The 26,191-nt window shown below is 44.0% G+C and carries 28 protein-coding genes; 7 read left to right on the forward strand and 21 right to left on the reverse strand.

The features are described 5' to 3' along the window. Nucleotides 1-31: 31 nt before the first annotated feature. The 5 genes from PNUC_RS07955 to PNUC_RS07975 all read right to left on the reverse strand — a co-directional run bounded on the left by PNUC_RS07955 (nucleotide 32) and on the right by PNUC_RS07975 (nucleotide 3,526). Nucleotides 32-445, reverse strand: a complete 414-nt coding sequence (locus tag PNUC_RS07955) for a MarR family winged helix-turn-helix transcriptional regulator (RefSeq protein WP_011903360.1) — start codon at nucleotides 443-445, stop codon at nucleotides 32-34. A gap of 116 nt (nucleotides 446-561) precedes the next feature. Next, nucleotides 562-1,419 carry a metal-dependent hydrolase gene (locus PNUC_RS07960; RefSeq protein WP_011903361.1) on the reverse strand — a complete coding sequence of 286 codons (858 nt, stop codon included), beginning with the start codon at nucleotides 1,417-1,419 and terminating at the stop codon, nucleotides 562-564. A 119-nt stretch (nucleotides 1,420-1,538) separates the two neighbouring features. Then, nucleotides 1,539-1,946 carry a carboxypeptidase regulatory-like domain-containing protein gene (locus PNUC_RS07965; RefSeq protein WP_223245975.1) on the reverse strand — a complete coding sequence of 136 codons (408 nt, stop codon included), beginning with the start codon at nucleotides 1,944-1,946 and terminating at the stop codon, nucleotides 1,539-1,541. Between the two features lie 127 nt (nucleotides 1,947-2,073). Continuing rightward, nucleotides 2,074-3,054, reverse strand: coding sequence for a quinone oxidoreductase family protein (locus tag PNUC_RS07970; RefSeq protein WP_011903363.1), 981 nt, complete (start codon nucleotides 3,052-3,054; stop codon nucleotides 2,074-2,076). A 34-nt stretch (nucleotides 3,055-3,088) separates the two neighbouring features. Beyond that, entirely contained in the window at nucleotides 3,089-3,526 is a 438-nt protein-coding gene (locus PNUC_RS07975) for a DUF2452 domain-containing protein (RefSeq protein WP_011903364.1), read from the reverse strand. A gap of 148 nt (nucleotides 3,527-3,674) precedes the next feature. On the opposite strand from PNUC_RS07975, the gene PNUC_RS07980 reads away from it, so the two are divergent. Then, the gene (locus tag PNUC_RS07980; RefSeq protein WP_011903365.1) at nucleotides 3,675-4,049 is read left to right on the forward strand and encodes a DUF2237 family protein; all 375 of its coding nucleotides are present in this window, start codon (nucleotides 3,675-3,677) and stop codon (nucleotides 4,047-4,049) included. Further along, nucleotides 4,046-4,945 carry a histone deacetylase family protein gene (locus PNUC_RS07985; RefSeq protein WP_011903366.1) on the forward strand — a complete coding sequence of 300 codons (900 nt, stop codon included), beginning with the start codon at nucleotides 4,046-4,048 and terminating at the stop codon, nucleotides 4,943-4,945. Before PNUC_RS07980 ends, PNUC_RS07985 begins: the two co-directional genes overlap by 4 nt. On the opposite strand, the gene PNUC_RS07990 is transcribed toward PNUC_RS07985, so the two are convergent. From PNUC_RS07990 to PNUC_RS08005, 4 genes are all read right to left on the reverse strand, one after another. Next, nucleotides 4,942-5,490, reverse strand: a complete 549-nt coding sequence (locus PNUC_RS07990) for a phasin family protein (protein ID WP_011903367.1) — start codon at nucleotides 5,488-5,490, stop codon at nucleotides 4,942-4,944. The two genes, PNUC_RS07985 and PNUC_RS07990, sit on opposite strands and share 4 nt — an antisense overlap. Before the next feature lie 168 nt (nucleotides 5,491-5,658). Next, a complete protein-coding gene (locus PNUC_RS07995; protein WP_011903368.1) occupies nucleotides 5,659-6,303 on the reverse strand; it encodes a lipid-binding SYLF domain-containing protein in 645 nt (214 codons plus the stop codon). Between the two features lie 45 nt (nucleotides 6,304-6,348). After that, nucleotides 6,349-7,164 (reverse strand): hypothetical protein, encoded by an 816-nt coding sequence (locus PNUC_RS08000; RefSeq protein WP_011903369.1) that lies wholly within the window; start codon nucleotides 7,162-7,164, stop codon nucleotides 6,349-6,351. Between the two features lie 176 nt (nucleotides 7,165-7,340). Beyond that, a complete protein-coding gene (locus PNUC_RS08005) occupies nucleotides 7,341-8,177 on the reverse strand; it encodes a hypothetical protein (RefSeq protein ID WP_011903370.1) in 837 nt (278 codons plus the stop codon). A 189-nt stretch (nucleotides 8,178-8,366) separates the two neighbouring features. On the opposite strand from PNUC_RS08005, the gene ahpC reads away from it, so the two are divergent. Together ahpC and ahpF are read left to right on the forward strand one after the other, a co-directional pair. Next, nucleotides 8,367-8,930, forward strand: coding sequence for an alkyl hydroperoxide reductase subunit C (gene ahpC, locus PNUC_RS08010; protein WP_011903371.1), 564 nt, complete (start codon nucleotides 8,367-8,369; stop codon nucleotides 8,928-8,930). Between the two features lie 100 nt (nucleotides 8,931-9,030). Then, nucleotides 9,031-10,611, forward strand: a complete 1,581-nt coding sequence (ahpF, locus tag PNUC_RS08015) for an alkyl hydroperoxide reductase subunit F (protein ID WP_011903372.1) — start codon at nucleotides 9,031-9,033, stop codon at nucleotides 10,609-10,611. Between the two features lie 110 nt (nucleotides 10,612-10,721). Here ahpF and PNUC_RS08020 read toward each other — a convergent pair whose 3' ends face one another. The 8 genes from PNUC_RS08020 to PNUC_RS08055 form a co-directional block, all read right to left on the reverse strand. Beyond that, the gene (locus PNUC_RS08020; protein WP_048812143.1) at nucleotides 10,722-10,982 is read right to left on the reverse strand and encodes a hypothetical protein; all 261 of its coding nucleotides are present in this window, start codon (nucleotides 10,980-10,982) and stop codon (nucleotides 10,722-10,724) included. A 52-nt stretch (nucleotides 10,983-11,034) separates the two neighbouring features. After that, the gene (locus PNUC_RS08025; protein WP_011903374.1) at nucleotides 11,035-11,340 is read right to left on the reverse strand and encodes a hypothetical protein; all 306 of its coding nucleotides are present in this window, start codon (nucleotides 11,338-11,340) and stop codon (nucleotides 11,035-11,037) included. A 145-nt stretch (nucleotides 11,341-11,485) separates the two neighbouring features. Next, nucleotides 11,486-13,351 (reverse strand): TRAP transporter large permease, encoded by a 1,866-nt coding sequence (locus PNUC_RS08030; protein ID WP_048812285.1) that lies wholly within the window; start codon nucleotides 13,349-13,351, stop codon nucleotides 11,486-11,488. A gap of 2 nt (nucleotides 13,352-13,353) precedes the next feature. Then, nucleotides 13,354-14,367 (reverse strand): TRAP transporter substrate-binding protein, encoded by a 1,014-nt coding sequence (locus tag PNUC_RS08035; protein ID WP_011903376.1) that lies wholly within the window; start codon nucleotides 14,365-14,367, stop codon nucleotides 13,354-13,356. 124 nt (nucleotides 14,368-14,491) lie between these two features. Then, a complete protein-coding gene (locus PNUC_RS08040; RefSeq protein WP_011903377.1) occupies nucleotides 14,492-15,295 on the reverse strand; it encodes an SDR family NAD(P)-dependent oxidoreductase in 804 nt (267 codons plus the stop codon). Between the two features lie 111 nt (nucleotides 15,296-15,406). Continuing rightward, on the reverse strand, nucleotides 15,407-16,342 hold the full coding sequence (locus tag PNUC_RS08045) for a ketopantoate reductase family protein (protein WP_011903378.1): 936 nt from the start codon (nucleotides 16,340-16,342) through the stop codon (nucleotides 15,407-15,409). Between the two features lie 27 nt (nucleotides 16,343-16,369). After that, nucleotides 16,370-17,344, reverse strand: coding sequence for a PDR/VanB family oxidoreductase (locus tag PNUC_RS08050; protein WP_223245977.1), 975 nt, complete (start codon nucleotides 17,342-17,344; stop codon nucleotides 16,370-16,372). 65 nt (nucleotides 17,345-17,409) lie between these two features. After that, on the reverse strand, nucleotides 17,410-18,969 hold the full coding sequence (locus PNUC_RS08055; protein WP_011903380.1) for a Rieske 2Fe-2S domain-containing protein: 1,560 nt from the start codon (nucleotides 18,967-18,969) through the stop codon (nucleotides 17,410-17,412). 125 nt (nucleotides 18,970-19,094) lie between these two features. Here PNUC_RS08055 and PNUC_RS08060 point away from each other — a divergent pair, with 125 nt between their 5' ends. Beyond that, nucleotides 19,095-19,760 carry a GntR family transcriptional regulator gene (locus PNUC_RS08060; RefSeq protein WP_011903381.1) on the forward strand — a complete coding sequence of 222 codons (666 nt, stop codon included), beginning with the start codon at nucleotides 19,095-19,097 and terminating at the stop codon, nucleotides 19,758-19,760. Nucleotides 19,761-19,806: 46 nt separating this feature from the next. Here the strand turns inward: PNUC_RS08060 and PNUC_RS08065 are convergent, their stop codons facing one another. Continuing rightward, on the reverse strand, nucleotides 19,807-20,646 hold the full coding sequence (locus PNUC_RS08065; protein WP_011903382.1) for a class II aldolase/adducin family protein: 840 nt from the start codon (nucleotides 20,644-20,646) through the stop codon (nucleotides 19,807-19,809). Nucleotides 20,647-20,794: 148 nt separating this feature from the next. Between PNUC_RS08065 and PNUC_RS08070 the strand changes: the two genes are divergently transcribed. Then, nucleotides 20,795-21,691, forward strand: a complete 897-nt coding sequence (locus PNUC_RS08070) for a LysR substrate-binding domain-containing protein (RefSeq protein ID WP_143070074.1) — start codon at nucleotides 20,795-20,797, stop codon at nucleotides 21,689-21,691. Then, entirely contained in the window at nucleotides 21,688-22,557 is an 870-nt protein-coding gene (locus PNUC_RS08075; RefSeq protein WP_011903384.1) for a DMT family transporter, read from the forward strand. Before PNUC_RS08070 ends, PNUC_RS08075 begins: the two co-directional genes overlap by 4 nt. A 3-nt stretch (nucleotides 22,558-22,560) precedes the next feature. Here the strand turns inward: PNUC_RS08075 and PNUC_RS08080 are convergent, their stop codons facing one another. The 3 genes from PNUC_RS08080 to PNUC_RS08090 all read right to left on the reverse strand — a co-directional run bounded on the left by PNUC_RS08080 (nucleotide 22,561) and on the right by PNUC_RS08090 (nucleotide 26,164). Beyond that, complete coding sequence (locus tag PNUC_RS08080; RefSeq protein WP_011903385.1) at nucleotides 22,561-23,424, reverse strand: alpha/beta fold hydrolase; 864 nt, start codon at nucleotides 23,422-23,424, stop codon at nucleotides 22,561-22,563. Nucleotides 23,425-23,504: 80 nt separating this feature from the next. Next, nucleotides 23,505-24,683, reverse strand: a complete 1,179-nt coding sequence (locus PNUC_RS08085; RefSeq protein WP_011903386.1) for an ABC transporter substrate-binding protein — start codon at nucleotides 24,681-24,683, stop codon at nucleotides 23,505-23,507. 140 nt (nucleotides 24,684-24,823) lie between these two features. Continuing rightward, nucleotides 24,824-26,164 carry an NAD(P)H-dependent oxidoreductase gene (locus tag PNUC_RS08090; protein ID WP_011903387.1) on the reverse strand — a complete coding sequence of 447 codons (1,341 nt, stop codon included), beginning with the start codon at nucleotides 26,162-26,164 and terminating at the stop codon, nucleotides 24,824-24,826. Nucleotides 26,165-26,191: the final 27 nt, after the last annotated feature.

Genomic DNA, 26,191 nt, shown 5'->3' on the forward strand with positions numbered 1-26,191 from the left:
TCTCCTTGAGTAATGTTTAATAAAAACTTAATTAAAAAATGTTTTTCAATAGACTTAATGAATCTTCAACTTGCTTTAGTTGCTCTGCTGATAAATTTTTAAATGCTCTATCAAGATGCCTTAGGTGTTCTGGAAATACTTTTTCAAACAACTTCTGCCCTTTTTCTGTCAATCCGATCATCTGACTACGACCATCTTCTGGATTAATCTTCCTCTCCAAAATGCCTTTTGTCTGTAGGCGCTCCAACACACCGGTCAAAGTTCCCTTAGTAACTAGGGTTTTCTCGCCCAACTCTTTGCAAGTCATAGGTGGCTGATTACCCAAGGTGGCTATCACATCAAATTGGGTCATCGTCAGCCCCAATGCCTTTACATTGGGCGCAGAGTAATGCTCAAACGCTTGATAGGTCGACACCAGGCTGCGCAGGGTTGGTAAAAAGTTCATTGGGTAGATTAAAAGTACTAGTTAGAACTAGTTTAGTACTAGTACGAACTAATATCAAGCGGGTCAAAAAAAATCCCACAATAAATGTGGGGTTTTAGCTTCAATCCAAGTAAACCTTAGAACTGAACCGTTTCGCCTTCGGTCATGGGGATGACTTTAATGTTGCTGCCTTTCATAGCCGCCTGAAACTCTGCCAATGTCCCCTTGGTCATTGGGTTGGAGTTGTAATGCATTGGTATCACCATTTTTGGCTTCACCCAAGTGCGAAGTGCATAAGCTGCATCATCAGGCGCCATAGTGAAATTACCGCCAATAGGAATCAGCACTAAATCCGGCTTGTAGTGTTCGCTAATAAATTTCATGTCACTAAATAATCCGGTATCGCCCATATGCCAAATCTTGAAACCATTCTCAAGTTCGATGATGTAACCCATTGGCTCACCAGCAGGATGTGACTCCAACTTATCAGTAGCGGGATTTTTCCAAACTAATAGAGAAGAATGCTCTGCTTGAACTGCAGTAACTTTAATACCCGGTAAAGGTGTTACTTGACCAGTCTTATTAAAACGATAACCCAACTCCGCTGGTAAGACGCCTAAGGTTGTAAGGGGGGTCACCATATCGGCAGGGCCATACAACTTCGTATTATTAGTTTTGGCAATAGTAGGCGCATCACCAAGATGATCAACGTGGGCATGAGTTACCAGCAAAAGATCAATCGGACCAATCGCTGCTAAATCGTTTTTATACATTGGAGGTGTTTTAGGTCCACCGGTAATCCATGGGTCAATCAGGATCATCTTGCCTTGAGGGGTTTTGATACGGAAACCGGCCTGACCAAACCATAGCAATTCTGTCTTTCCCTGTGCGCCAGCAGCTGGAGCACTTTGCGCCCCTACGTACGCGCTTGAAGCCAACAGCAGGGCTGCCAAGATAGCGCCGCCAAATGCACGCTTCTTAAGAATATTTACCATCTCACTGCCTCCTATATTTTTGTATTTATGTCGATGGGAAAACTATATCTGAAATTAGAAATCCCATCTTGTGCGGCGTTGCAACAATTTCGTTACCCAACAAGGCAAGGTTCTCAGCTTTACTTCCAAAATATAGAAATCTTTTGGGAAGAATTTGCTTTGATGCTCACCACCCTCTTTTGAGTCACCTCTTGATAACTTCCCTCGATGGCATAGTCTCCTGGCTCGAGATTAATCAGCATGTAAGGACCATCAGCTATGGCATCAAAAACAGCCTTCCCTTTGGTATTCATTACTTTGATCTTGACCCCAAATATCCACACACCCCGACCATTTTCAAGTTGAGAAAGTTCTAATGTCAGGGGCCATTGCTTAGCCTCAGCCAAAATAGCTGTCGTCTCGCCTTCACCTACCCCACCACTAATGTAAGAAATACCCTCCGAATATTCCGTATCCGGAATTTGTGCGGAAACAAATCCACTTGAAATCAGAAAAGCGTAGAGGGCCACTTGAAGGGCGTACTTCATTAAGGTTTTCATATTAACTATTTCTTCATAAAGGTAGATGCAGGTTCTCTTCCATATTACAGCCAGAAACGACAATAAAAAAGCCCCGCATTGGCGGGGCCAGGTAATACTAAGCTCTTGGTAAGTATTAAGGAATTAATACAATTGCGCCCGATACTTTTCTACCTTCAGCTGCACGGTGAGCATCTGCAGCTTGTTCCAAAGGAAACTTAGCGCCGATTTGCACCTTGACGTAACCTTGAGCAATCGCATCAAATACTGCACGCGCATTTTCTTGCAACAAAGCAGCAGTCGCGTTATGCGGGAATACAGAAGGTCTTGTTAAAAACAGACAGCCCTTCTTGTTCAAAATTTCTGGCTGAATTTCAGGAGCAGGTCCTGATGCAGCGCCAAAAAGAGCGACCGTACCAAATGGAGCAGTGCAATCTAAAGAGCCTAAGAAGGTATCTTTAGCCACTGAGTCATAGACCACATTAGCTTTGCGTCCACCAGTTGCTTTGAGAACCTCCTCAACCCAATTTGGATTGGAGTAATCCACTACCGCATCGCAACCAGCAGCTTTCGCTGCATCAAATTTTGCGGGAGATCCAACAGTGCCCACTACAAAGGCGCCTAGTGCTTTTGCCCAGCCAGCCAAAATCTGGCCAACACCACCAGCAGCCGCATGAACCAGAACAACATCGCCAGCTTTTACTTTGTAGGTTTTTTGAACGAGATACTGAGCTGTCATCGCTTTGAAGAAAACTGCTGCAGCAACTTCATCCGAAACATGATCTGGGACTGGAACCAATTTATCCGCAGGTACATTACGTGCACTTGCATAAGCACCAATGCCGGCATTCATATACATGACGCGATCACCAACCTTCAATCCAGTAACACCGTCACCCAATGTCTCTACTACCCCTACAGCCTCATGCCCAAGACCAGTTGGCAGTTCTAGTGGGTAAACGCCTGAGCGCTGATAAACGTCGATGAAGTTAAAGCCGATTGCGGTTTGACGAATCTGCACTTCACCTTTTGATGGCGCTGGTAACTCTTTGTCGATTAATTGAATTACATCTGCACTGCCTAGCTTATCTAGACTCACTACCCTGGCTTTTGTCACATATCACCTATTTATATTTAGATTAAGAAAAATATCATACAACAAGGGCGTTTTCTTCCTCTATCACCGCCCAAGTACTGTCACCTAACTTCTTTACTGCCATGGAATAAGTCCAGCCATCAGGAATACCGCAACTCCACTCCTTAGGCCCATTTTGAATCAGGACATTCGTAGCGTTTCTGCTGTCGTAATACAAGTGGTAAATTTTTCCATGAATAGGATTAAAGCCAAATTTAGCGCCATGCACCATTTCCGTCGCATCTAACCTTGCTTGTAATGCTCTTGCCTGTTTCATCAATACTTCAGCCTGCTCCATAATGCGCTCGTATTCTTGCTTCGCATTTTGGCGCGCAACATTAACAGCCTTATCTTTTTCTTCGACTACTTTGATTGGAGCAAATACAGGGGCGCCAACCTCCATTGGGTATTCAATTCCCGCGTGTCTTGCTGGGTCGGTATCTTCGATTCTCATGGATTGCCCGTGAACTCTGGTTTTATTGCAAAATTAGATTTAGCAAGCTGTTTAGGTGAAGAAAGTGTGACACAAAAGGGAAACTTTTGCCGAACACCCGCTTATCAATACACTGCACAATCAGAAAGCGCCATTACAGAAAGATTACATGAATAGAGAAGTGACGCTCAACGTTTTAGGGCAACCATTAGTGCCCTGCTCTTTTGATCCCTTAACTGGATTTTTTAGGGATGGCTGCTGCAAAACCAATGCAGAAGATGCAGGAAGTCATCTCATTTGCGCCATTGTGACGAATGATTTTTTGCAATTTAGCCTTGCTAGAGGGAACAACCTGATCACCCCAGTGGCTCAATACCAATTTCCAGGTCTCATTGCCGGCGATCAATGGTGCCTGTGTATCAATCGTTGGCTCGAAGCGCTTGAAGCGAATTGCGCCCCTCTAGTGAAGTTAGAGAGCACTAATATCAAAGCATTGGAAAAGGTATCTTTAAGTTTGCTGGAACAATATTCGAGTGAATCTTGAAGGCCTATTACTCAGATCACTTTGTATTACCCCTGCCAACAGGACATCGATTTCCAATGGAGAAATATTCACGCCTGCGAGATTTAGTGGGCACCCTGTCTTCAGTAGAGACAATCGAGGCGCCCGCCGCTAGCGATACTCAAATTCTGTACTGCCATGATCCCCAATACCTCATTAAAGTGATTGAGGGAAAACTCAGCCCACAAGAACAAAAAGAAATTGGCTTTCCTTGGAGCGTAAAAATGGTTGAGCGCTCACGACGCTCGGCTGGAGCTACGGTAGCCGCTGCCAAGACTGCTTTAGAGGAAGGCATTGCCGCCAACCTGGCAGGCGGAACCCATCACGCCTATCGGGCAATAGGAAGTGGATTTTGTGTATTTAATGACTCAGCAATCGCTGCGCGGACACTCCAAAAAGAGATCAGCCCCCATTTAAAAATTGCTGTAATTGACTTAGATGTTCATCAAGGCAATGGCACTGCCGCCATCTTACAAAACGACCCCTCTATCTTTACCTTATCTATTCATGGGGAAAACAACTTTCCTTTTAAAAAAGAGCAAAGTGATTTAGATCTAGGGCTGCCGGATGGCTGTGAGGACAAGCTGTATTTAAATGCTTTATGCAAAGCTCTTGAGGAGCTTGAGTCCCGCTTTAAGGCAGATTGCATTATTTACTTAGCAGGCGCAGATCCTCACGAGGGGGATCGACTGGGAAGACTTAATTTAAGCAAGGAGGGCATGCGCCAACGAGATGAAACTGTCTTTCAGTTTGCACTAGACCGCAAACTATCCGTTGCTTTCTCGATGGCAGGCGGTTATGGCAAGGAAATAGACTCTACTGTGGATATTCATTTCCAAACCATTCAAACCGCTGTGGCATTTCAGGGGCTTTACTAAGATTTCTTTTTAGAAGTCTTGGGTGAAGCAAGATTGGAGACGTTTTCAACGCTCTGCTCAAAGTTCGTAAATGAATCCGCCATTGCTGCGCGGATCATTTCAAAGTTTTGTAAGGCATTATTAAATGATGTTTTAAATACTGAAACATAAGCTTCACTACCCATGGGTGCATTGTTAGTCGCATCATTTACAAAATGAATCAGATCCGCCTTAGAAGACTGAATCAGCTCTTCAGCAATATCAACCAATTCTTGATTACCGCTTTTTAGAGCATCTAATAATTGTTGGTGATATTGCGTCACCTCTTTAGCAGCCTCTTGCAATACTTCTGCATGTACATAGTCAAAAGCAGCTTTCGGATCTTGTGTCTTCATTAGCTCTGACATTCTTGCTTGAATTTGTGCAGCAAATTCTTGAGCGGCCTGTTGATTAATTTTCGCAATTGCTTGGGCGCTTTCCATAGCCACACGCCCTACCGCTTGACCGGCATCGACTACTTTTTGTTGACTCGCCATCATCGGAATATCCATGGATTTTTTGCTCATATAAGACCTTTCAGGGTGATAGATACGCTACTTACGTCCTCAATCTACTCTCGTTATGAGGGGTTGCCATAGAGGAATACCAGTAGAAATCCGTCAAAGCCCCAAAAAGAAAACCCCAGTCATTGCTAACTGGGGTTTTATGGCAAAAAGGCTTGCCGTCTAATGAAATTACTTAGTTGCTGGCTTTTTCTTGGGAAGGCTTGCTAATGTTGCCGCATCATTTAATTGCTGATCAACCAAAAATAGCGCGCCACCGTAGTTGGCTTGCAAATCATATCCAGAAAGACCTACTGTGTAGAAGGTAATCTCAGGATTAAATGAGCGAATGGTGCCACCAGAACCGGCAGAGAAATTTGCCTCTACATCTACACCGCCCTGCTGTCCTGCAACAGAAGCCAATAAGAATTGATCAATAGCGGTTGTATTTTTAAAGATGATAATTTGATATTGTTTTTGATATCCAGCGCCAACACCCTCACCCGTCTTAACAGCTTGCATAAAGATTGGATTTTTACGGCGCTTATCAAATAGAACACCTTCGCCACGAGCGAGTACCAATAAAACGATGTTGTAGTTAGAAGTATCGAACACTGCATAGCCTGCAGCTGCATCAATTTCTTTCTTCACATCCGGCTTCTGCTTCAGCAAAGCATCTAAGCCAGTTGTTGACATCTGCATAGTGGCATCACGCTTCTGAATGATTTCGGCTGGAGTGAGCGGCTTACCATCCGCGCCAGTAGATTGGCATCCAGAGAGAATGAATGCCGCAGACAATGCTGCAATAGCGTAGCTAAGAATAGATTTAAATTTCATTTGAACTCGATTGGTTATTAAATAGAAAGAATATGTCCTGAAACATTAGAAGTTAAATGTTGCAGACAATTGGGGGCCTTGAAAGGTCGTTTTCTGCAACAGGCCATTGTTGCTGCCACCCCTCATGTCGTAATACAGGCCGCGATAGACGAGAGAAACATCCAACCATTTCTCAAAAGTTTTCCCCACACCAAGAATTCCCTGCCAGGTCATATTGGTTGTACCCCCTCCACCACCAATATCACCATAAATTGGGATATACCAGGTAGAGTCAGCTATACGGTACCGCCCTTTAAAGCCGACTATAGGATCCACTGTTGACATAGCACTGGAATCGCTGAGCTTGTCAGCCGTTCCATTAAGGGCTAGATTTAAAGTAGCGGTCATACCGACCCAGCGAGCACCAACCAAACCATCAACATATGCGTTTTGATTTCTAAAGAGCGTGTAAGTGGCTGCACCAGTCAAAATCGTTGACTGTACTGTGCCTTTATCGGCAAGAGTTGCCGGCGAACCTGGCGGAATGGTAATGGGAATGGTGCCTGATTTTTGCAGGGTTGCAGTAATGAAATCCCCCATTACCCCCCAATTTCCGTAGTGCGCTTCTCCAGCAATCATTGCACCAGATTTCAAGCTACTTAGCACCTTATTGGCATCAAGGCTTGCAGTTGTTACATAACGATCGTTATAACTTAAGGTAGAACCAATGGTAGGCAACCACGCATAAGGGGTGACCTCAAAACGCCATTGATCAGAAATATTTGGGATTGGGCTCAAATTTTCATCGGCATGAGCGATCCCTATAGACAGGAGAATTGCGCAGACCGTAAGAATTGGAGCAAAAATTTTCTTATTCATCATTCTTGGTTTTAAATAGATATATCCGGAAAAAAGCTTTTGACCTGATGTCAAAAAATATGCCAACTCAACACATGGGCAAGGCCGTTAGTATAGCTTTTAGCGATACTTTTTATATGCAAAATCAGGAGAAAAAGGCCTGGATTGTGGCTATCTATCCCGCAATTAACCTGCAGGGACTAAAAATTCCAAGAAATCTTGCCGTAAGCCATCCAGTCGTATTGCTGAAAAGTTTGGATTACTTGCTTACTCGCTCCAATAGCTACTTCAAGATTACTGCTCAAGCGATGGGTAATCATGGCGTCGATAGGCACAAACCAGCCACCTCCAGCGGAGTTGTAAATGATCCCGTTCTCATCTAATAAGCGTAGCATCGTCGCTGGGCCCAATCGAAATCCCACAGTGGGATAGAGCTCGAGATTTCTCTTTAAGGGTGTCTGATTTGAAGTACCAGTGCAATTATTATTTTTTGCGCAAAAGCCATACATGTAACGAATCAAAGGAGAAAAATCGGCAACGTGAAGAAGGGTATCAATCTGGGGCGTGAATGACCAACTCAATTGAGGGCCGGCAGCCCACTGGTTGTTATTCCCAAAAGGAAAGACCACGCGCGCACCAACCAGGGCATTCAGGGGATTTAAAAAAGTTTGGTTTTGGCCCCAAACTGTAATAAGAGTGGGTCCAGTTGTAAATTGCGTTGCATTATTCGGTGAGGTAGTTGAGTTGTAGTCCGATGCGACTGATGTATCCAAGCGAAATCTTCCTCGCCAGTCTCCAACTTCAAGCGGGGTATAAAAACGCAGCTTGAGAGTATTTTGGTAATTGTCACTTCCATCGTATTCATGGTATCCCCAGAACTCCAAGACGGAATCGGGAGAGAGCTTTTGCGAATCGTTGTTAAATTTTGAAATCGGAACAAGAAGATCTTCAGCATGAGCCATAGAAATAAGCGCCCATAAAAACATGACGAGGCAGCATTTCAACGGAATTGGAAGGGGTATGCTCGAAATCTTCATTAGAAGGAGTCATATTAAATGAAGCCTCAGATTGCCTATAAGTACCTCAATACCCCTGAAAAATAGCCTCAAACTGTATATCGAATAAATCGATAATAAATATCTAATTTATTCATTAGACAAATATAGAGACAAGGTCCAAAATTGCTCAAGTTGTTAGATATTCATTAACCAAAACAGGAGCACCCTATGTCAATCATTAATACTGCAGTTCAACCATTCAAAACCGAAGCTTTCCATAATGGCAAGTTCGTAACCGTGACCGACGAGAGCATTAAAGGCAAATGGTCAGTTTTTATTTTCATGCCAGCAGCTTTTACATTTAACTGCCCTACTGAAATTGAAGATGCAGCAGAAAACTATGCTGAATTCCAAAAAATGGGCGCAGAAGTTTATATCATCACTACCGATACGCATTTCTCACACAAAGTATGGCATGAGACATCACCTGCTGTTGGTAAAGCGAAGTTCCCACTCGTTGGCGATCCAACACATACATTGACAAATGCTTTTGGCGTACATATTCCTGAAGCAGGTCTGGCATTGCGTGGCACTTTCATCATCAATCCAGAAGGCATCATCAAGACTGCAGAAATTCATTCCAATGAAATCGCACGTGATGTATCTGAAACATTGCGCAAGCTCAAAGCTGCTCAGTACACAGCTGCTCACCCAGGTGAAGTTTGCCCAGCGAAATGGAAAGAAGGCGCAGCTACATTGACTCCATCTTTAGACCTCGTAGGCAAGATCTAAGTAAGCATCTCCAACCAATCAGACTCTCTCCGGAGAGTCTATTGGAGAGGACTAGATCCTGCCCAATAGACTCACTGAAATAAATACCAAGGATGCAATCATGTTAGATACCAATCTCAAAACCCAATTAAAAGCGTACTTCGAAAAGATCGTAGATCCGATCACTCTTGTAGCTAGCTTAGATAGCAGCCCTTCCTCAGCGCAAATGCTTGAACTCCTCACTGAAGTTGCTGAGCAGTCTGAGAAGATCACCCTCCAAACAGATGGTAAGAGCGGCCATGTTCCGAGTTTTACTGTTGGCAAGTCTGGTAGTGATGCGCGCATTACCTTTTCTGGATTGCCAATGGGTCATGAAATGACCTCTTTCATCCTAGCAATTTTGCAAGCCAGTGGTTACCCACCAAAAGTTGAAGAAGATGTTATTGCACGCATTAAGACTTTGAATGGTCAATTTAAGTTTCAGACATTTATTTCCTTGTCATGCCATAACTGTCCAGATGTTGTGCAAGCCCTCAATCTCATGGCTGCATTAAATCCACAGATTGAACATGAAATGATTGATGGCGCCCTCTTTCAGGGTCTAGTAGATCAATATCAAATTATGGCCGTACCAACCGTCATTCTCAATGGTGAAGTATTCGGCCAAGGCAGAATGGGCGTAGAAGAAATTGTTGCCAAACTCGATACTGGAAGCTCAGAGGAAGAGGCCGCCAAACTCAATGCCAAAGATAGCTTTGATGTTCTCGTCATTGGCGGTGGCCCTGCTGGATCTGCTGCCGCTATTTATGCTGCTCGTAAAGGTATTCGCACCGGTATCGTTGCTGAGCGTTTTGGTGGCCAGGTAATGGATACCTTAGGAATTGAAAACTTTATCTCTGTTTCGCACACAGAAGGTCCTAAGCTTGTTCAGGCTTTAGAGCAACACGTCAAGAGTTACGAAGTTGACATTATGAATCTGCAGCGCGCTAATGCACTGCGTAAGACCGCTAACGGGATTGAAGTTGAGTTAGCAAACGGCGCAGTGTTAAATAGCAAGTCCGTTATCTTAAGCACTGGCGCACGCTGGAGAGAGATGAATGTTCCTGGTGAACAAGAATATCGCAACAAAGGGGTTGCTTATTGCCCGCATTGCGATGGACCACTCTTTAAAGGTAAACGTGTTGCCGTAATCGGCGGCGGAAATTCTGGTGTAGAAGCAGCTATTGACCTCGCCGGTCTAGTAAGTCACGTTACCCTCATTGAATTTGACAGTCAGCTTCGCGCAGACGCTGTATTGCAAGTAAAACTAGCTAGCCTACCGAATGTGACCGTTATCAAGAGCGCCCTCACTAAAGAAGTATTGGGTGACGGCAGTAAAGTAAATGGCTTGCGCTATCAAGATCGCATCAGCAATGAAGAGCATGCAATTGAACTAGAAGGTATCTTCGTACAAATCGGTTTATTGCCAAACACTGAGTGGTTAAAAGGTGCTGTTGAACTCTCACCACGTGGTGAGGTGATGGTTGATGCCAAAGGCGAAACCTCTGTTCCCGGTATATTTGCAGCCGGCGATTGCACTACCGTTCCTTACAAGCAAATCATTATTGCAATGGGTGAAGGTGCAAAAGCATCATTAGGAGCATTTGATTACCTCATCCGCCATTCTGTAAGCGAAGAGGCTCCGGTAAAAGTGGCAGCTTAAATCTACATGGGGTATGCCGAGTAGCAATAAAAAACCCAGAGATCAGTCTCTGGGTTTTTTATTTAGTTAAGCATTCAAATTGCTTGGTCTTTGAAAAGTGCTTGGGCTACTTATTTTCCAGGGATACAGGTATACCTCACTGCTCCATAAGTAACACCTGGAGAGCGGGTATCAATCACAATTAAATTTCCGCCTTCTGATTTACATTTCTCTTTTGCTACCTCTAATGCACCGGCGATTTGCATGGGATCGTCTACGCTAATTGAATTACTGGGTATTGCATCGTGGATAGTCAATTGAGGTGTTGTCTGCTCTGCCGAACAACCCATGAGTACCAACATAGCAGAAGAGATCAAAAGAATGTATTTCATGCGCAAAGGTCCATCTGGACATTCTATACGCAGTGGGAAATATTCTTAACTACTAATTCATTACTCTTTGCCAGCCACTAGGGCAAGCCTGGGTTTGCGGATAGTACAAGCCATTTTCTGGACAAAAGGCAGCCACGTTTTGCTGGGGGTAATAGTAAGCCTGCGGACCATAATAAATAGGGCGAGGTCGGTAATATGCACCAGCAACTACGGCACCTGTAACAGCACCAACCGCAAAAGGAGCCCAACCGCCATGCCAGCCACCCCCATAGCCCCCTCTCCATCCATGCGCATTTGCTGAGCTAACTGAACTGAATAGAGTTACGGCGACCACCAAGGAAACAAGAATTCTTTTCATCTTTACCCCCTACCAATGTATAGAGACTTTTCTAAGCTCTTACTCCTACAACGTCCATAGGAATGCCGGAGTTGACGGGGTCTTAATAAAAAATACCAGCTGGGAAGCTGGTATTAGTTAAAAACTCTTTAAAGCTAATGTGGCTTTATGACAAAAATCCAGTAGAAATCCATGGGACAAATGCCACGATCAAAGTGCCGATCACTAGTGCAACTAAATAACCCATGATTGGTTTAACGCCCTCATCTGGGTTAACCTTGCCAATGGCACAAGCAGCGTAATAGCCAACCCCCAAAGGAGGGGCAAATAAACCAATACCCATAGCCAAAATCACGACCATTGAATAATGGACCTCATTAATACCTAATTGACGAGCAACAGGGAACAACAATGGTCCAAATAACACAATAGCCGGAATACCTTCAAGAACGGATCCCAAAATCACAAACACAATAATGGAGATGAATAAAAATAAATGGGGGCCGCCATTAAGGTCAGTCATGATTTGCGCAACCACCTGAGAGAAACCGGATTGCGTTAGACCCCAGGCCATCCCAGTAGCAGCGCCAATAATTAATAGAATCGCGCCCGATAAAGATGCTGTATCAATCAACATAGGCACAATCCGCTTAAGATCAAATTGCCTATAAACCAATACGCCACATACCAAGCCGTAAACAATACCAATTGTTGATACCTCGGTAGCTGTAGCCACTCCTTCTACTACAGCAGCACGAATGACGAACGGCAGAGCCAGCGCTGGAAAGGCAATGAAAAATAGCTTGAATATTTCACTAGCTTTAGGACGATTGGTAACAGTAATCTGGACATGACGATTACGCCTCCAAACTAATGCACATAAGATTAACCCCAAGATCAAGGCCGGCAACATACCACCTGTAAATAACGCTGCAATCGATACACCAGTTACAGAGCCAATCGTAATCAACACTAAGCTTGGTGGAATTGTTTCTGTTTGCGCGCCAGTTGCTGCCAATAAAGCAACCAACTCACCCGGTGGAGTTGTCTTCTTCATTTCAGGAAAGAGTGCTGGAGCAATTGCTGCCATGTCAGCTGCCTTAGACCCAGAGATGCCGGATACCAAATACATTGCACCAACCAAGACATACGATAAGCCGCCTCGAACGTGTCCAAGCATTGAAGCTAGAAAAGCAATCATTGCCCTAGCCATACCGGTCATCTCCATCAGAAGACCCAAGAAGACGAACAAAGGTACTGCCAGCAAGACCATATGAGACATTGCTTCATCCATACGCCCAATCACTACTGATAGAGGCATATGCGTACTCAATCCCAAATACGCAACCGTCCCCAAGCCAAAGGCAAAGGCAATTGGCACTCCGGCCAAAATACTGATGCCAGCGACACCAACAAAAAATATCAGTAAATTATATTTTCCAAGCCCTGCAAACCAGGGAGAACAATAGTAAAAAATAGCGAAGCCTGCCAGTATCAACAGAGTACTCGCTGCAATCACTTTTACGCTACCAATCCTGACTAAGCGGAAGAGACAAAAGAACATCATCAAGATCACGCCACAAGGGATGGCTGCAGCGCGCCAAAGATTGGAGATCTCTAAAGACGGCGTAGTGACAATTAATTCATCTAGAGCAAAATGATATGCAGGACGAAGAATGATGGCCAGATAAAAGAAGCAGGCCAAAATCCCGAATGACTCGAAATACATTCGCTTATGTGGAGTGAGCTTGCTGATGCAAGCCGTCATACGCATATGCTCACCACGCTTTAAAGCAATGACCGAACCAATCATCGCTAGCCATAAGAATAAAATGGAAGCAAGCTCATCTGACCAAATGAGCGGGGAGTTAAATACATACCTCCCCACCACCCCGGAAAACAAAATGCCAATACAAGCTAAGACCAAACCTGCTGCTACCCATTGAACGAGGGTAGCAACAATGGTTTCCAACCAGACAGCGCCCTTGGCTATTGAACCAGTAGGTACTGGTTCATTTTCTAAGGACGGCAGACTCACGCTAACTTGCCTACATATTTTTCAAGTAGAGACCATGCCTCATCGCCAAATTTAGCCTTCCATTCGGAATAAAAACCAGCTTGACGAAGTTTTTCACGGAAAGGGTCTGGATTGGTATCGTTCACCGCCATGCCCTTAGCCTTCAATTCAGATTGCAAGCCATCATTCATCTTACGAACATCGGCACGCTGCAGGACCGCTGACTCCGCCACGTTACGGGTAACGATTACTTGTAGATCTGGCGGCAATTGTTCAAATAACTTCTTATTACCCATAAACCAATAGCCATCCCACATATGATTGGTCATAGAGCAATATTTTTGAACTTCATAAAGTTTGGCGGTATAAATAATCGCCAGAGGATTCTCTTGTCCATCTACCACTTTTGACTGAAGTGCTGAATACACCTCTGCAAAATTCAATGGGGTTGGAGCTGCACCCAAGGCCTTAAATAAAGAAACCCACATCGGGCCAGGAGGCGTACGTAACTTAATACCTTTTAAATCATCTGGCTTGTTGATTGGGCGAACGCTATTAGTCACTTCACGATAACCGTTATCCCAAATCTTATCGAAAGCAAAAATGGTTCCTGTGTTGGCGATTTGACGGCGAACATAAGCACCTAATTCACCATCCATTGCGGCCCATACTTGTTTGTAATCTTTGAAGGCAAAGCCTACACCGTTGATCTGAGCTTGCGGCACAAGTGAACCCAAGATCAATGGAGATAAAGTCATGAAGTCTAAAGCGCCTGAACGCAACTGAGACAACATATCGGTATCGTTACCCAATTGGTTGTAAGGAAAAACTTGAATATCGACGCGACCCTTTGTTTCCACTTTAATTTTTGAGGCCATCTTATATGCATGAATATTCAATGGATGGGTAGCAGGTAAATTACTACCAAATTTCATATTGAACTCTGCAGTTTGTGCAAACGCGTTGCCAGCTACCAAAGGTAATGCTGCAATACCCGCATGCTTCATAAAGTCACGTCTTGTGTATGTCATTTCATCTCCATTTAATCTATTCATTTTTTATTTTTTAAATAGCAAAGATCTTAGCTATTCATTCTGGTGCTTAATATACCGCTCAATTTTAATTAATAAGCCAAAATCAAGGGAAAACACCAAATTAATAGGCCTTAGCGGGCGCCCCATTGCGGCGCAGGGTAGGCAAGCCAACCCCAGTTGCCTCAAAGCCTCCATCCACTGCGATTACTTGCCCATTAATAAAAGCGGCTTGCTCGCTACATAAAAAGCCGACTGTATTCGCCATTTCTTCTACGGTGCCGTAGCGACCCAGGGGAATGGCGTCGTAATAATCCGTCCGGATGGCCACGCTATGAACTAGCTTTGCCATTTCAGTCTCAACTGGGCCTGGGGCAATGACATTGACACGTACATTGAGATTACCTAACTCCACAGCGTATTGTTTTGTCAATTGAATCAATGCAGCTTTACTGGTGCCATAAGCAACCCTGAGGGTGCTAGCTCGCAAACCTGATATAGAAGCGATGTTCACAATCGCGCCCCCACCGTTTTGAACAATTGATCGCCCAAATACTTGTGAACAAATAAATGCGCCATCTAAGTTGGTTCCAAGAACTGTGCGCCATTCATCAAATGAGGTTTCCAATACCGGCTTAAATACAGCAACTCCTGCGTTATTGACCAGTGCGTCTACATGACCAAATTGAGCCAATACCTCTTGAGATGCTTTTTCAACCTCTTGTGGCTTAGACACATCGCAATGAATGCCAATAACATCTTCAGAGCCAATAGATTGCATTGTTTTATCGAGAGTAACTTTATCAATGTCGAGCAAGGCAACTTGATATCCATGGCGCAAAAACCATTTGCCTATTCCTAAACCAATTCCGCGAGCACCACCAGTGACAACGGCAACATGACGTTTGTTTGAATCCTTGTTATTCATATTTGAATACTTTATCTCTTGGAAATTAATGATTGTTATTAATCCAATACCTTGTTTGCATAAACTGTAGAGTCTAAATTGTACCTTTCAGCGATGTCATAACAAGCGGGATTAGTTATGTTGAGCTCGTTCTAGCATCTTTATCAAAGCATAGACTGATTGGTTATACGGCACTTCAACACCATATTTTTTAGCGAGCTGCACAATATAGCCATTGAGAAAATCAATCTCTGTTTTTTTGCCCCTGGCAAGATCTTGAGCAGTCGAAGAGCGCTGCGTTACCATGGTCGATGCGATCAATTCATTTGCTTCTCTGCCCTCAGCTTCTGAAATCAGAACCCCCTCTAAAGCAGCAATCTTGATAAATTCATGGGTAATACCATCAATCTGTTGAATAATCTCCGGTACCCGCACCATCTCACCATAGGTAATTTGTCCAATTCCAGAAATTCCGTTGTAGCTGCAATTCACCAAAAACTTGAGCCACATATCCCTTTTAATTTGAGCGGTAATCGCACAAGGTATCCCTGAGCTCTCGAATAATGCGCAAATACCAGCGAGCTTTTCTTGGTCGGGCGGTGTTATCTCCTGAAGACTGCCCACCAAAAGCTCTCCACGCCCATGATGTTTCATGGTTCTATGACCATTCATCCCCGCTGCTACATAGACCACTGCTGGATATATTGGATTGGAAATGAGACCGGATGCAATCTGAGTATTAGCCACTCCATTTTGCAAACTCAATATAACTGCATGACTTGGTAATACAGAAGCAATATCTTGAATTGTTTTTTCTGTATCCGGAGATTTCACACTCAACAGGACGAGATCGGCATCTCTTAGTAGAGAAAGATCGCTACTTGCCTTCACTTTGATGACTTCTTGAAATGACTTGCAGTCCATTTCCAAACCCAATTCATTGATCGCCTCTGCGCGATCAACTCTAGCAATCAGAGTGACATCATGCTTTGCACGAGCGAGCATGCCTCCAAAAAAGCAACCCACTGCGCCTGCACCTAATACATAGATCTTTTGATATTTTGACAAAGGATTAAAGTCTATTAAAAATGTAGTTTATAAATCGAGAACCAATGTTCCACTTTTGATATGGGAGATGCATGGCGTTAAATACTCTGTATGCTCCGCATCACTCAAAATACAGTCGCCATGCTCCACATCACCGCTGATATAGCGAGTTTTACAGGTTCCACATAAGCCAGATTGACAGGAAGTTGAAACCTCAACGCCCAATTTAGCCAAAACATCAATCAAGGATTCTGAGCGCGAAAGCGTTATTTTTTGACCAGTGCTCTGAATTTGAATCGCCAATTCACTAACATCTGATTTAACTTCGGTTTGGCCAGCCTCTTTTTCTGGGGCTTTAAAGTGCTCACAATTCACGTGAATATCGCTGCGTTTTGTTGCAGCTTGAGCGCATGCCTTCATAAATCCAGCCGGTCCACAATAGTACAAATGTGCCCCAGACTCGAGATCCTCAATCATTTCAGAAATATTCAATCCATTTCCAGGAATACCGTCATCTAAATGAAACTGAATTTCCCCTGAATCAGATAAATTCTGGAGATCTTGCGGAAATGCAATATTTTCTTGGGCACGTGCGCAGTAATGTAATTCAAAGGGAATCCCCAAAGACTTGAGGCGATGCCCCATCGACTTTAAGGGGGTGATTCCAATTCCCCCCGCCAACAAAATAACTTTTTTCGCAGACTCATCCAAATGAAAATGATTGCGAGGGCGGCTTACAGCAAGAAAATCACCCACCCTGAGCGCCTGATGAACTTCTTTTGATCCGCCACGGCCTTGCTCATCTCGCAATATACCGACTACATAACGATGGGTTTCAGCAGGATCGTTGCTTAAAGAGTATTGGCGGATACTACCCGAAGGTAAATGTAAATCAATATGTGAACCTGCATCAAAAGATGGCAATGCTTTTCCATCCTCAGAAACTAGTTCATAGGAATGAATTCCACTAGCTTCTTGGCGGATTTGTTTTATTTTTAAGTGAAGTAATTTATTGTCAGTCACTTTTTTGTCTCGCTCCATAAAAAGAGATAGGCTGCAAGCCCAATCTATCCCTTCCAATACTTTGATTAATGCTTAAATTGTGCTTTTGCAGTCTGCTCAAGCTCTTCCATCTTGCTCTTAACAAACTCAATGCGCTCTTTGCCTTTGTACTGCTCACTCTCCGTGAGGATAGCAATCACTCCTTTAGCAACAAAGCGTCTTTGCGCAATTTCTTCTTCAGTTGTTGCGGCAATAGGTAATTCAAATACATTTCCAGAACAGTAGCTATTTGGCGCTCCACCGAAATCTTTTAGCCACTCAGAAAATGCCTCTGCACTAGCTGCTGGATTAGATCCACGCACGGCATCACGCAACATTTTTCTAAAGAGGTATGGGCCCGCATCAAATTTAGTAGGGTTCTCTAACGCATGAACAGCAATGGGCCGTTGACTAATAATTGCCTCATAGTCACCAGGCGCATATTGGGCCATCTTGTAATTAGGCCTTGATCTGTGATCAGCAGGAATCTCCACGATATCGTTAATCGTGTGATTGCCAAAGCGCTCAGCCCTTCGTAATGCAACCTGACCATCTAAAAAGTCAATGGACTCATAGCCTACTAGCTCTTTTTGACCAATACCACGAGTATCAATACCAGGACCCATGACACGCCAACCAATCATCTTGCTATTAAAGTCATCGACTGGAACAGTCCAACGAATAATATGGAAGCGACTGAATAATTTTTTGTTTGAACCATCTTCAGACGTATATGCATGCAAACTTAAGTTTGGTAGCACTTGATGCTGAACACGAATAAATAATTTTTCGTTGTTTACACGGCGCGCACCTGAGCAAGCAAGGCCACGACCGCCGTGGATCGGCACGAATTGCATATCAGGGTGCACCTCCATTGTTGGGGCGCCCACTTCATCAAACGTAGTGCCCTGATAGTGTCCACCCACCACGTTTTTGGCGGCATGCAATTCAGCTGTGTGGAAATTATCTGCTGCATTATCTTGCACTTGCAACCAATTGCAGTGTTGGAAATTGCTATAAGGAACTAACTCGTCACCTTCTGCAACAGTAAAGTCTGACTCCCACTCCGGGAATGGCGGCTCTTTATCTGGAGCACCCATGTAAGCAAAGACCAAACCATTTTTTTCAAAAGCTTTATATGCACCCTGCTGAATTGAGCAAGCGTATTTTTCAGCCTCAGCTTCTTCACCTTTTGGGAAGGGCGCATTAAGGCAAGTACCATCAACGTCAAACACCATGCCGTGGTAGCAACACTTAATTCCGTGCTCTTGAATCAAACCATACTCAAGTGAAGCACCGCGATGTACACAATGTGCATGCAATACACCAACGCTACCGCTGCCATCGCGAAATGCTACTAACTCTTCGCCTAAGATCGTCAAAAACCTTGGTGTATCAGTAAGCTCAATTGACATGCAAACGGGATGCCAGAAACCACGCATGTACTCACCCATTGGAGTACCGGGGCCAACTTCAGTCAATTCTGGATCATGGCCAGGAACTTTGTTGGTGTAGTAACCACCAAATGGCACTAATTTCTTGGGGCTTGCTGTTGTTCCAGCTGTTGCACCAACCTTCTTTTCCGCTTGCTCTTGCTTAATCGTCATTACTAGGGTCTCCTGTTTTTTGACTATTCTATGTATTCCGTATACTGTATACAGAGTATATAATGCTTTTTAAATGCATGCACTGTGTAAAACTCGCCTATTAAGAACCTTTAAACCCCAAATTAATGCTTTCTCAACTAAACAAACTTCCCGCTAGAACAGACTATGTCGAGGCGGTGTACAAGGCCTTACTTGACGCGATTAGTGACGGCTCACTACCGCCAGGGACTCGCATTACTCAGGAAGAAATTGCTGAGCAAATGAATGTCTCGCGCTTGCCCGTTCTGCAAGCACTCAGAATGCTAAAAAATGATGGTTTTGTGGAAGATGCTCCCGGAAGGGGCTTGCAAGTTACAGCATTAAATATTGAATGGATTGATAAGTTATATGAAATACGTGGCGCACTCGATTCTCTAGCTGCAAAACTAGCAGCCCAAAAGAAATGCATTATTGACCCTGCCCTAATTAAGAACGGGCGCGCCATTTCAGAGAAAGGCAATGTTAAGGCCTTAATTGATGCTGACATGGCCTTTCATAGCGCTATTTATGAAGCTTCTGAAAATCCACTAATTGCAAAAAGCGCGCACTTACACTGGGTTCATCTACGCAGAGTCATGGGGGCTGTATTGCAATCATCACAACGATCAGCTATTTGGGATGAACACCAAGCAATTGCTGATGCCATTAAAAATGGGGATGAAAAAAAAGCTGCAGAACTTTCAGAATTGCATGCAATGCGAGCTAGAAAAAATCTGATTCATCAACTGAGCGAAGTTCTAACGAACCATTAAAAAATCCCAGCATAACTGGGATTTTTTATCGACTCTTGCACAGTTTTTAAGCAAACATATCCGGCTGGTTTTCTTTTAAATAACCCCAGATTGGCTGGAAATGAAGCCACCCAATATATTCACTACCAACGTGTTCACGACTGTAGCGGGCCACCTCAGGACTAAGCATATTAGGCTTAATGCCAGTAGCTTCAACAATCATCTGTTGTTTGCAGCAACGCTCTAAAGCGATAAACCAAAACGCGGCAGCCTCGATACTGTGACGGCTTACTGTTAACAAGCCATGATTACGGTGAATAATCGCCTTCACTTTTTTCAATGATCCTGCAACGTTGTAACCTGAATTATCTTCAACAGCAACTTGTCCTGCTTGTTCAGACAGGACCATATGGTCCTCATAAAATGCCGCTGCATCTTGAGAGATTGGATCCAATGGCTTACCAAGAGCAGCAAATGCGGTTCCATAAACAGTATGGGCATGGCACATCGCCACAATATCGGGATGCTTTTCATGTACTGCTGCGTGCAATACAAAGCCTGCGCGATTTAATGCATGCTTCCCTTCTAAAATATTACCTTCATGATCCGCCAAAATGAGATTGGACACCTTAACTTGGTCAAAGTGCACGGCCATGGGGTTCGTCCAATAAAGATGAGGATGCTCTGGGTCGCGTACAGTTAAATGTCCCGCAAATCCATAATCAAATTTTTCCAAAGCAAACGCACGACATGCAGCAACCAAGCGCTCTTTGAGGTGTTGACGCTCTTCAGCAAAGCTTTTGAATTTAGGCTGATAAGGAAAGATGAGATTTTCATCTTCTGGTTGATAAATGGACTCTCTTCCGCCCAAATCCAATTTGCGCGCTTTCTCCATTACTTCAGCCATGATCATTCCTCTTCTTAGTAAATATGCATTTAGAGTGAGCGTCTATATCAACTCACAAATTAACAGCCATCATGGGCTTTTCTGAACGTTTTGACAAACGATAACTATTCATATATACATGAATATAAATCATATATACTTTATTTACATGAGAAAAATTCCAAATTATGTCTTATTAAGGGCTTTTGAGGCCGCAGCGCGCCTAGAAAGCTTTACGCTTGCGGCAAAAGAGTTGCACCTAACCCAGTCTGCTATCAGCCATCAGATTCGCGAGCTTGAAGAGTATTTTGGTAAACCATTGTTTTTGCGTCAGAACCGCAGAGTAGAACCAACGGCAGAGGGACGACGACTACTAGATTCACTCTCAAGAGTATTTGATGTAATTGAAGCGGCTTGTAATGAAGTCACCCTGGCGCCTAGTTCACAAGTGCTTGCCTTGCATTGTTCGCCTAGTTTTGCGGCAAAGTGGTTAAGCCCAAGATTGCCCGAATTCATTAAAGATAATCCCGATATCACTATTCGCCTAACCTCGGGTGCAGACTACGTTGATTTATTGCGTAATCAAGAGATTGATATTGCAATCTCTTATCAATTTTCCCATGAAGGCCCTGGGATTACCTCTCTCTCCTTGGGAGAAGAAAAAATTGCGCCGCTTTGCTCACCCGAAATCATTGACCCCAGTATTCCGGTTGAAGAATTGATGAGCAAATTAACGCTTATCGAGTCTTCGCTCAATCACCATAGTTGGGAGCAGTGGTTCGAGATGAATCACCTCAAGAATCTTTCTACTAGAAAAATCGCCTTTGATCGTGCGGCTCTCTCGGTATCTGCCGCTGTAGATGGCATTGGGGTCGTACTGGAAAGCACTCGCTTTGCAGAAAAAGAGATGTCGCGTGGTGAATTAGTAGAAATTGGCGCAGGCGTTTTTTTGCCAACGATGGATAGAACCCATTTTTTATCTTTTAGGTCAAACACCAAGAACAATCAAAAAATTAAGTTATTTAAAGAATGGATTTGCGCTAAGGCAGGGGTAGTTACAGAGTGAATTCACCAATCTTCTTGTTTATCTTGAGTGGGATTTGTTTTTCTACTGTAGATGCCATCGCCAAGATTCTCGTTCAAGATACCAATCTCATTGCAGTAGTATGGTCTCGATTTTTTGGTCAGCTATTACTCGCAGCTCCAATTGCATGGTATTTCCTAGGCAAAGATTTTTGGCGCACCCATCATTTGGGTCTACAGCTATTTAGATCCTGTTTATTAGTTGCCTCTGCCACTTTATTTTTTGCGGGGCTTAATTGGTTGCCATTAGCAGAAGCATCCTCAATTACCTTTACTGCGCCAATTTGGGTAGCAATTCTATCGGGCCCAATGCTGGGTGAGCGTGTTGGTTTAAAGGAATGGTTGGTCGCTGGAATTGGATTCTTAGGAATCCTTTTTATTGCCAGACCAGGATCTGCAATTTTTCATTTGGCAGCTTTGTTGCTTGTGATGATGGCATTTCTCAATGCGATCTTTCAGCTCTATACCCGAAAGCTCATCCGGGATTCGGCATACACCACGTTTTTTTACAGTGGCATCGTTGGCCTCATTGTCTCTACCGCCTTGCTTCCTTATTCCGATCCACTACCGACTTTGCCTGTATACGAATATGTTTTATTTGGATTGTTAGGCTTCTTAGGCGGTCTTGCCCACTTACTTGTCGTGCTGGCCTTCTATCAAATGCGCCCATACAAACTCACCCCCCTAGTCTTTTTGCAATTGATTTGGGCGGTAGGTTATGGCTACCTCATTTTTGGACAGCTGCCAGATAGACTAAGCGTGGTTGGCATGATTCTCATTGCTGCATCAGGTATCTGGCTAATCTGGAATCATCGCTCTACAGGCATAGAGGATCCCAATAAGGTTTAGGCATTACCTCTTAAGCCAGTCAATAATCAGCCGAGTTACTGCCTCGGGTTGTTCGCGATGCAAAAAATGTCCTGCATTGTCTACGAGCTTGAATTCATATTCATTAGTGAAATACTGTGACTGCTCGAGCATGAGTTCTGCTCGCAGATCCTCACGACCGCAAAGTGCCAATGTTGGTACCTGAATTAGACGAGTCATTTTTTCTCTTACAGCCGTCAAAGCAGGATCTGCTTTAGAGACATCAAACATTGCACGGTAATAAGCCAAAGTTGCTGACAGTACCCTAGGTTTTTCTAATGTTTCCTTCACTGCAACAATATGCTCCTCATCACGATGACTTGGAATTGTCCAATACGCCCATAGGTAATCAATGAATGCTTGATCATTCGCTAAGATGGCCTTCTCTGGCAAATCTGGTAGCTGAAAGAACCACCAATGAAATGATCGATGAATATGCTTTGGATTCACCAGGCTTTCGGTCACCTGGCCTGGATGCGGCACTGCCATGACAACTGCTCGAGAAATTAATTCAGGATATGCGGCCAATACCGCGTAAGCAATGATTGCACCCCAGTCTTGCCCAACGAGATGAACTGGCTTACCGCCAGAAAGCCCTTTGATCAGACCCGCAATATCTTCCACCAAAGTAGCTTTGTCATAAAACCCACCTTCAGGAATTTCAGTGGGGGTATAACCACGCAAATAAGGTGTTACCACTCGATATCCCTGAGCAACAAGCGCAGGCACCTGATGACTCCAAGTGGTGGCGATATCTGGAAAACCATGCAGCAAAATAACTAACGGACCATCTCCGTATTCCTGATAGGCAAATTGGAGTTTGTTGGCTTGAATATATTGAATAGTCATAGTTTGTTCTGTTGATAATTAAAAGCAAGACGCCGCTGAGGAGCGGCGTCTTTCTAGCAATACATGTATATTTCAGAGCATTACATCTTTTTAGTTTTGGCATCCTCTGCATTGAGGTATTGAACGCGACCATTTTCAATAACACCCATCACAATATCTTTAGCTTCAATTGCCTCATGGTCAGTTGCGCTGTAAGGTTTCACGTAAGTAGTGATCACGCCAGGAACTGGCTCATTAAGGTTTTGTAAGGCAGCCAATACTTTTGGTCCATCGGTGCTATTTGCTTGTTTGATAGCTGCCGCCAAGATATATACGGAGTCGTAACCTTGTGCAGCAGAAACTGCGGAAGGCATTAACCCGTTTTTAGGCTTGTAATCTTTTAAGTAAGCATCAATAAAGGCTTTACGTTTAGGCGTGTTGCCAATCTGAATAAAAGTCTGCGGCATGATCGCACCGTCACCGTTTTTACCAGCTGTATCGATAAAGCTAGACATTGACAAAGTCCAGCTACCAATCATGGGTTTTTTCCAACCCAATTTCGCCATACCATTAGCAATCTGAGCTAACTCAGGACCAATTCCATAAGTGAGAATGGCTTCTGCACCAGCACTCTTTGCAGAGAGCAATTGAGAGGTCATATCCACATCACCAATATTGAACTTCTCAACTGCCACTGGAGTGACGCCATATGCCTTTAATGCTTTTTCCATATCTTCACGACCTAACTGGCCGTAATTGGTAGAGTCAGCCAGAATGGCAACCTTTTTGAAGCCTCGCTTTTCAACGGCTTCCTTTGCGATCATTGGCGCTTGGAGGCTGTCTCTCGCAGCAATACGGAAAATATAATTCTCAGGAGCATTGGGAAATTGTTGGGTTACAACTGATCCTGATGGCATTCCTATTACAGGAATTTTTGCATCCTGATAAAAGCGAGAAGAGGCTAAAACCACGCCGGTATTAACAAACCCTAATACCCCTACAACTTTTGCATTATTCACAAATTCTTGTGCAATTTGAACGCCACGCTCATTCTTCGCCTCATCATCCCTTTCAACTAGGACAATTTTCTTGCCGATTATTCCACCTGCAGCATTGATTTCATTCACTGCAATATGAATGCCGGCACGATTACTGACGCCCATTGAAGATGAGCCTCCTGTATAGGGTCCTTGCACTCCAAGAATAATGTCTTCAGCATAAGCCCCTGTTGTAAGCATTGCAGCAATTGCTGCTACATAAATGTGATGACGAATCTTCATACTGTCTCCTAATTTAATGTTGTTTTAATTACAACTTTCTTTGCTACTAGTTTTAGTGAAAATCATATTACAGGTATTACAAGAACAAAAAACCTTCTTAAGCTAGGGATAACGCTAGCCCGAACTTAAAAATACGAATGCTATTTACCAAATACTGTTTCCATTTCCCTACGGAACGCTATTGCTTGCTTAGTGGCATCGTAGTCAACATCACTCCAGCAAACTGGTTTTCCCGCAGGAATATCTCTTTTCAGAGCCATGTTGTGTGCCAGACCAATTGGTAGAGCGCCGAGTTTTAAGGAATCAGCAGCTGTCATGAGTTTGCCGTAAACGGTAAAACCGCCCTCTCCATCTAATTTTTCGCCCGCTTTCAGTGCACGCTTAGTGGTGGCAACCACATCACCCCTCCAATCACCTGTAGCGCCTGTAGCTTCGCCACGTACGGCAATACTCGCAACTGAGATACCAAGTTCTAAGCCTATAAGGTGATAAGGCTTATACATTGCTGCATATTTACCAGTGCTATCGGTCTTTAAGCCATATTGCGAGAAGCAATCAATAACATATTGGCTCGGTGCCTCAAACACTGCAAATACACCCCAACGTAAATCTCTAAATACTGGGCGACCGTCTCTTTCAACTGAAGAGACTACCTCTACAGTTCCTTTTTGCTTCAGAATTCCACCCTCAGATATGGGGCGAAAGATGTGCGGTAAATCATCAACCCCGCAAGGTGGAAATTCCAAGCCATTGCTTGGAGGCGTTAAATCGCAACCATTCGATACTGCCGCCATTTCTAACGCTGATTTAGTGCCATCCAAGAATGAGTTGAACATTTGTGCATTAAAGTCGCCACCAGCCACCTGCTCTTCAGAAAATCCGTAGTGCCCCCAGACAGTATCTGGAGTGGACTGGTGATAGATAGGCAAATACTTAGTGCCCTTACCAGCGCACACTACTTCAAGGCCAATCGTTCTAGCCCAATCAACTAGTTCAGCAATGAGAGCTGGTTGATCACCAGAAGCCATGGAGTAAATGACCCCAGCCTCTGCTGCCTTACGCGCTAACAATGGGCCAGCCAACACGTCAGCCTCTACGTTGACCATAATGATATGTTTGCGATGATCAAAACAAAGCAATGCATGACGAATACCAGCAGCTGGACTCCCGGTAGCATCAATCACGATGTCGATGTACTCACTAGCAATCATCTTTTCTGCATCATCAGTCACAAAAGTAGCGCCTGATTTAGCAGCATCTTGCATTGATGTAGCGCTATAACGAGGTGTATCCCAACCTACACGAGCCAATGATTCTTTTGCACGCGCTGGAGATAAGTCGGCAACGGCTACTAAATGTATGCCGGGAGTACGAGGTGCCTGGGAAAGATACATCGAACCAAACTTGCCTGCTCCAATCACACCTACACGCACAGGATTGTTATTGGCAGCACGCGCCTTCAACTTCTGAATAAGGGACATCTACAAAATCTCCAATAATTTGAATAA

The sequence above is a fragment of the Polynucleobacter asymbioticus QLW-P1DMWA-1 genome, from assembly GCF_000016345.1.
Lineage (GTDB): Bacteria > Pseudomonadota > Gammaproteobacteria > Burkholderiales > Burkholderiaceae > Polynucleobacter > Polynucleobacter asymbioticus.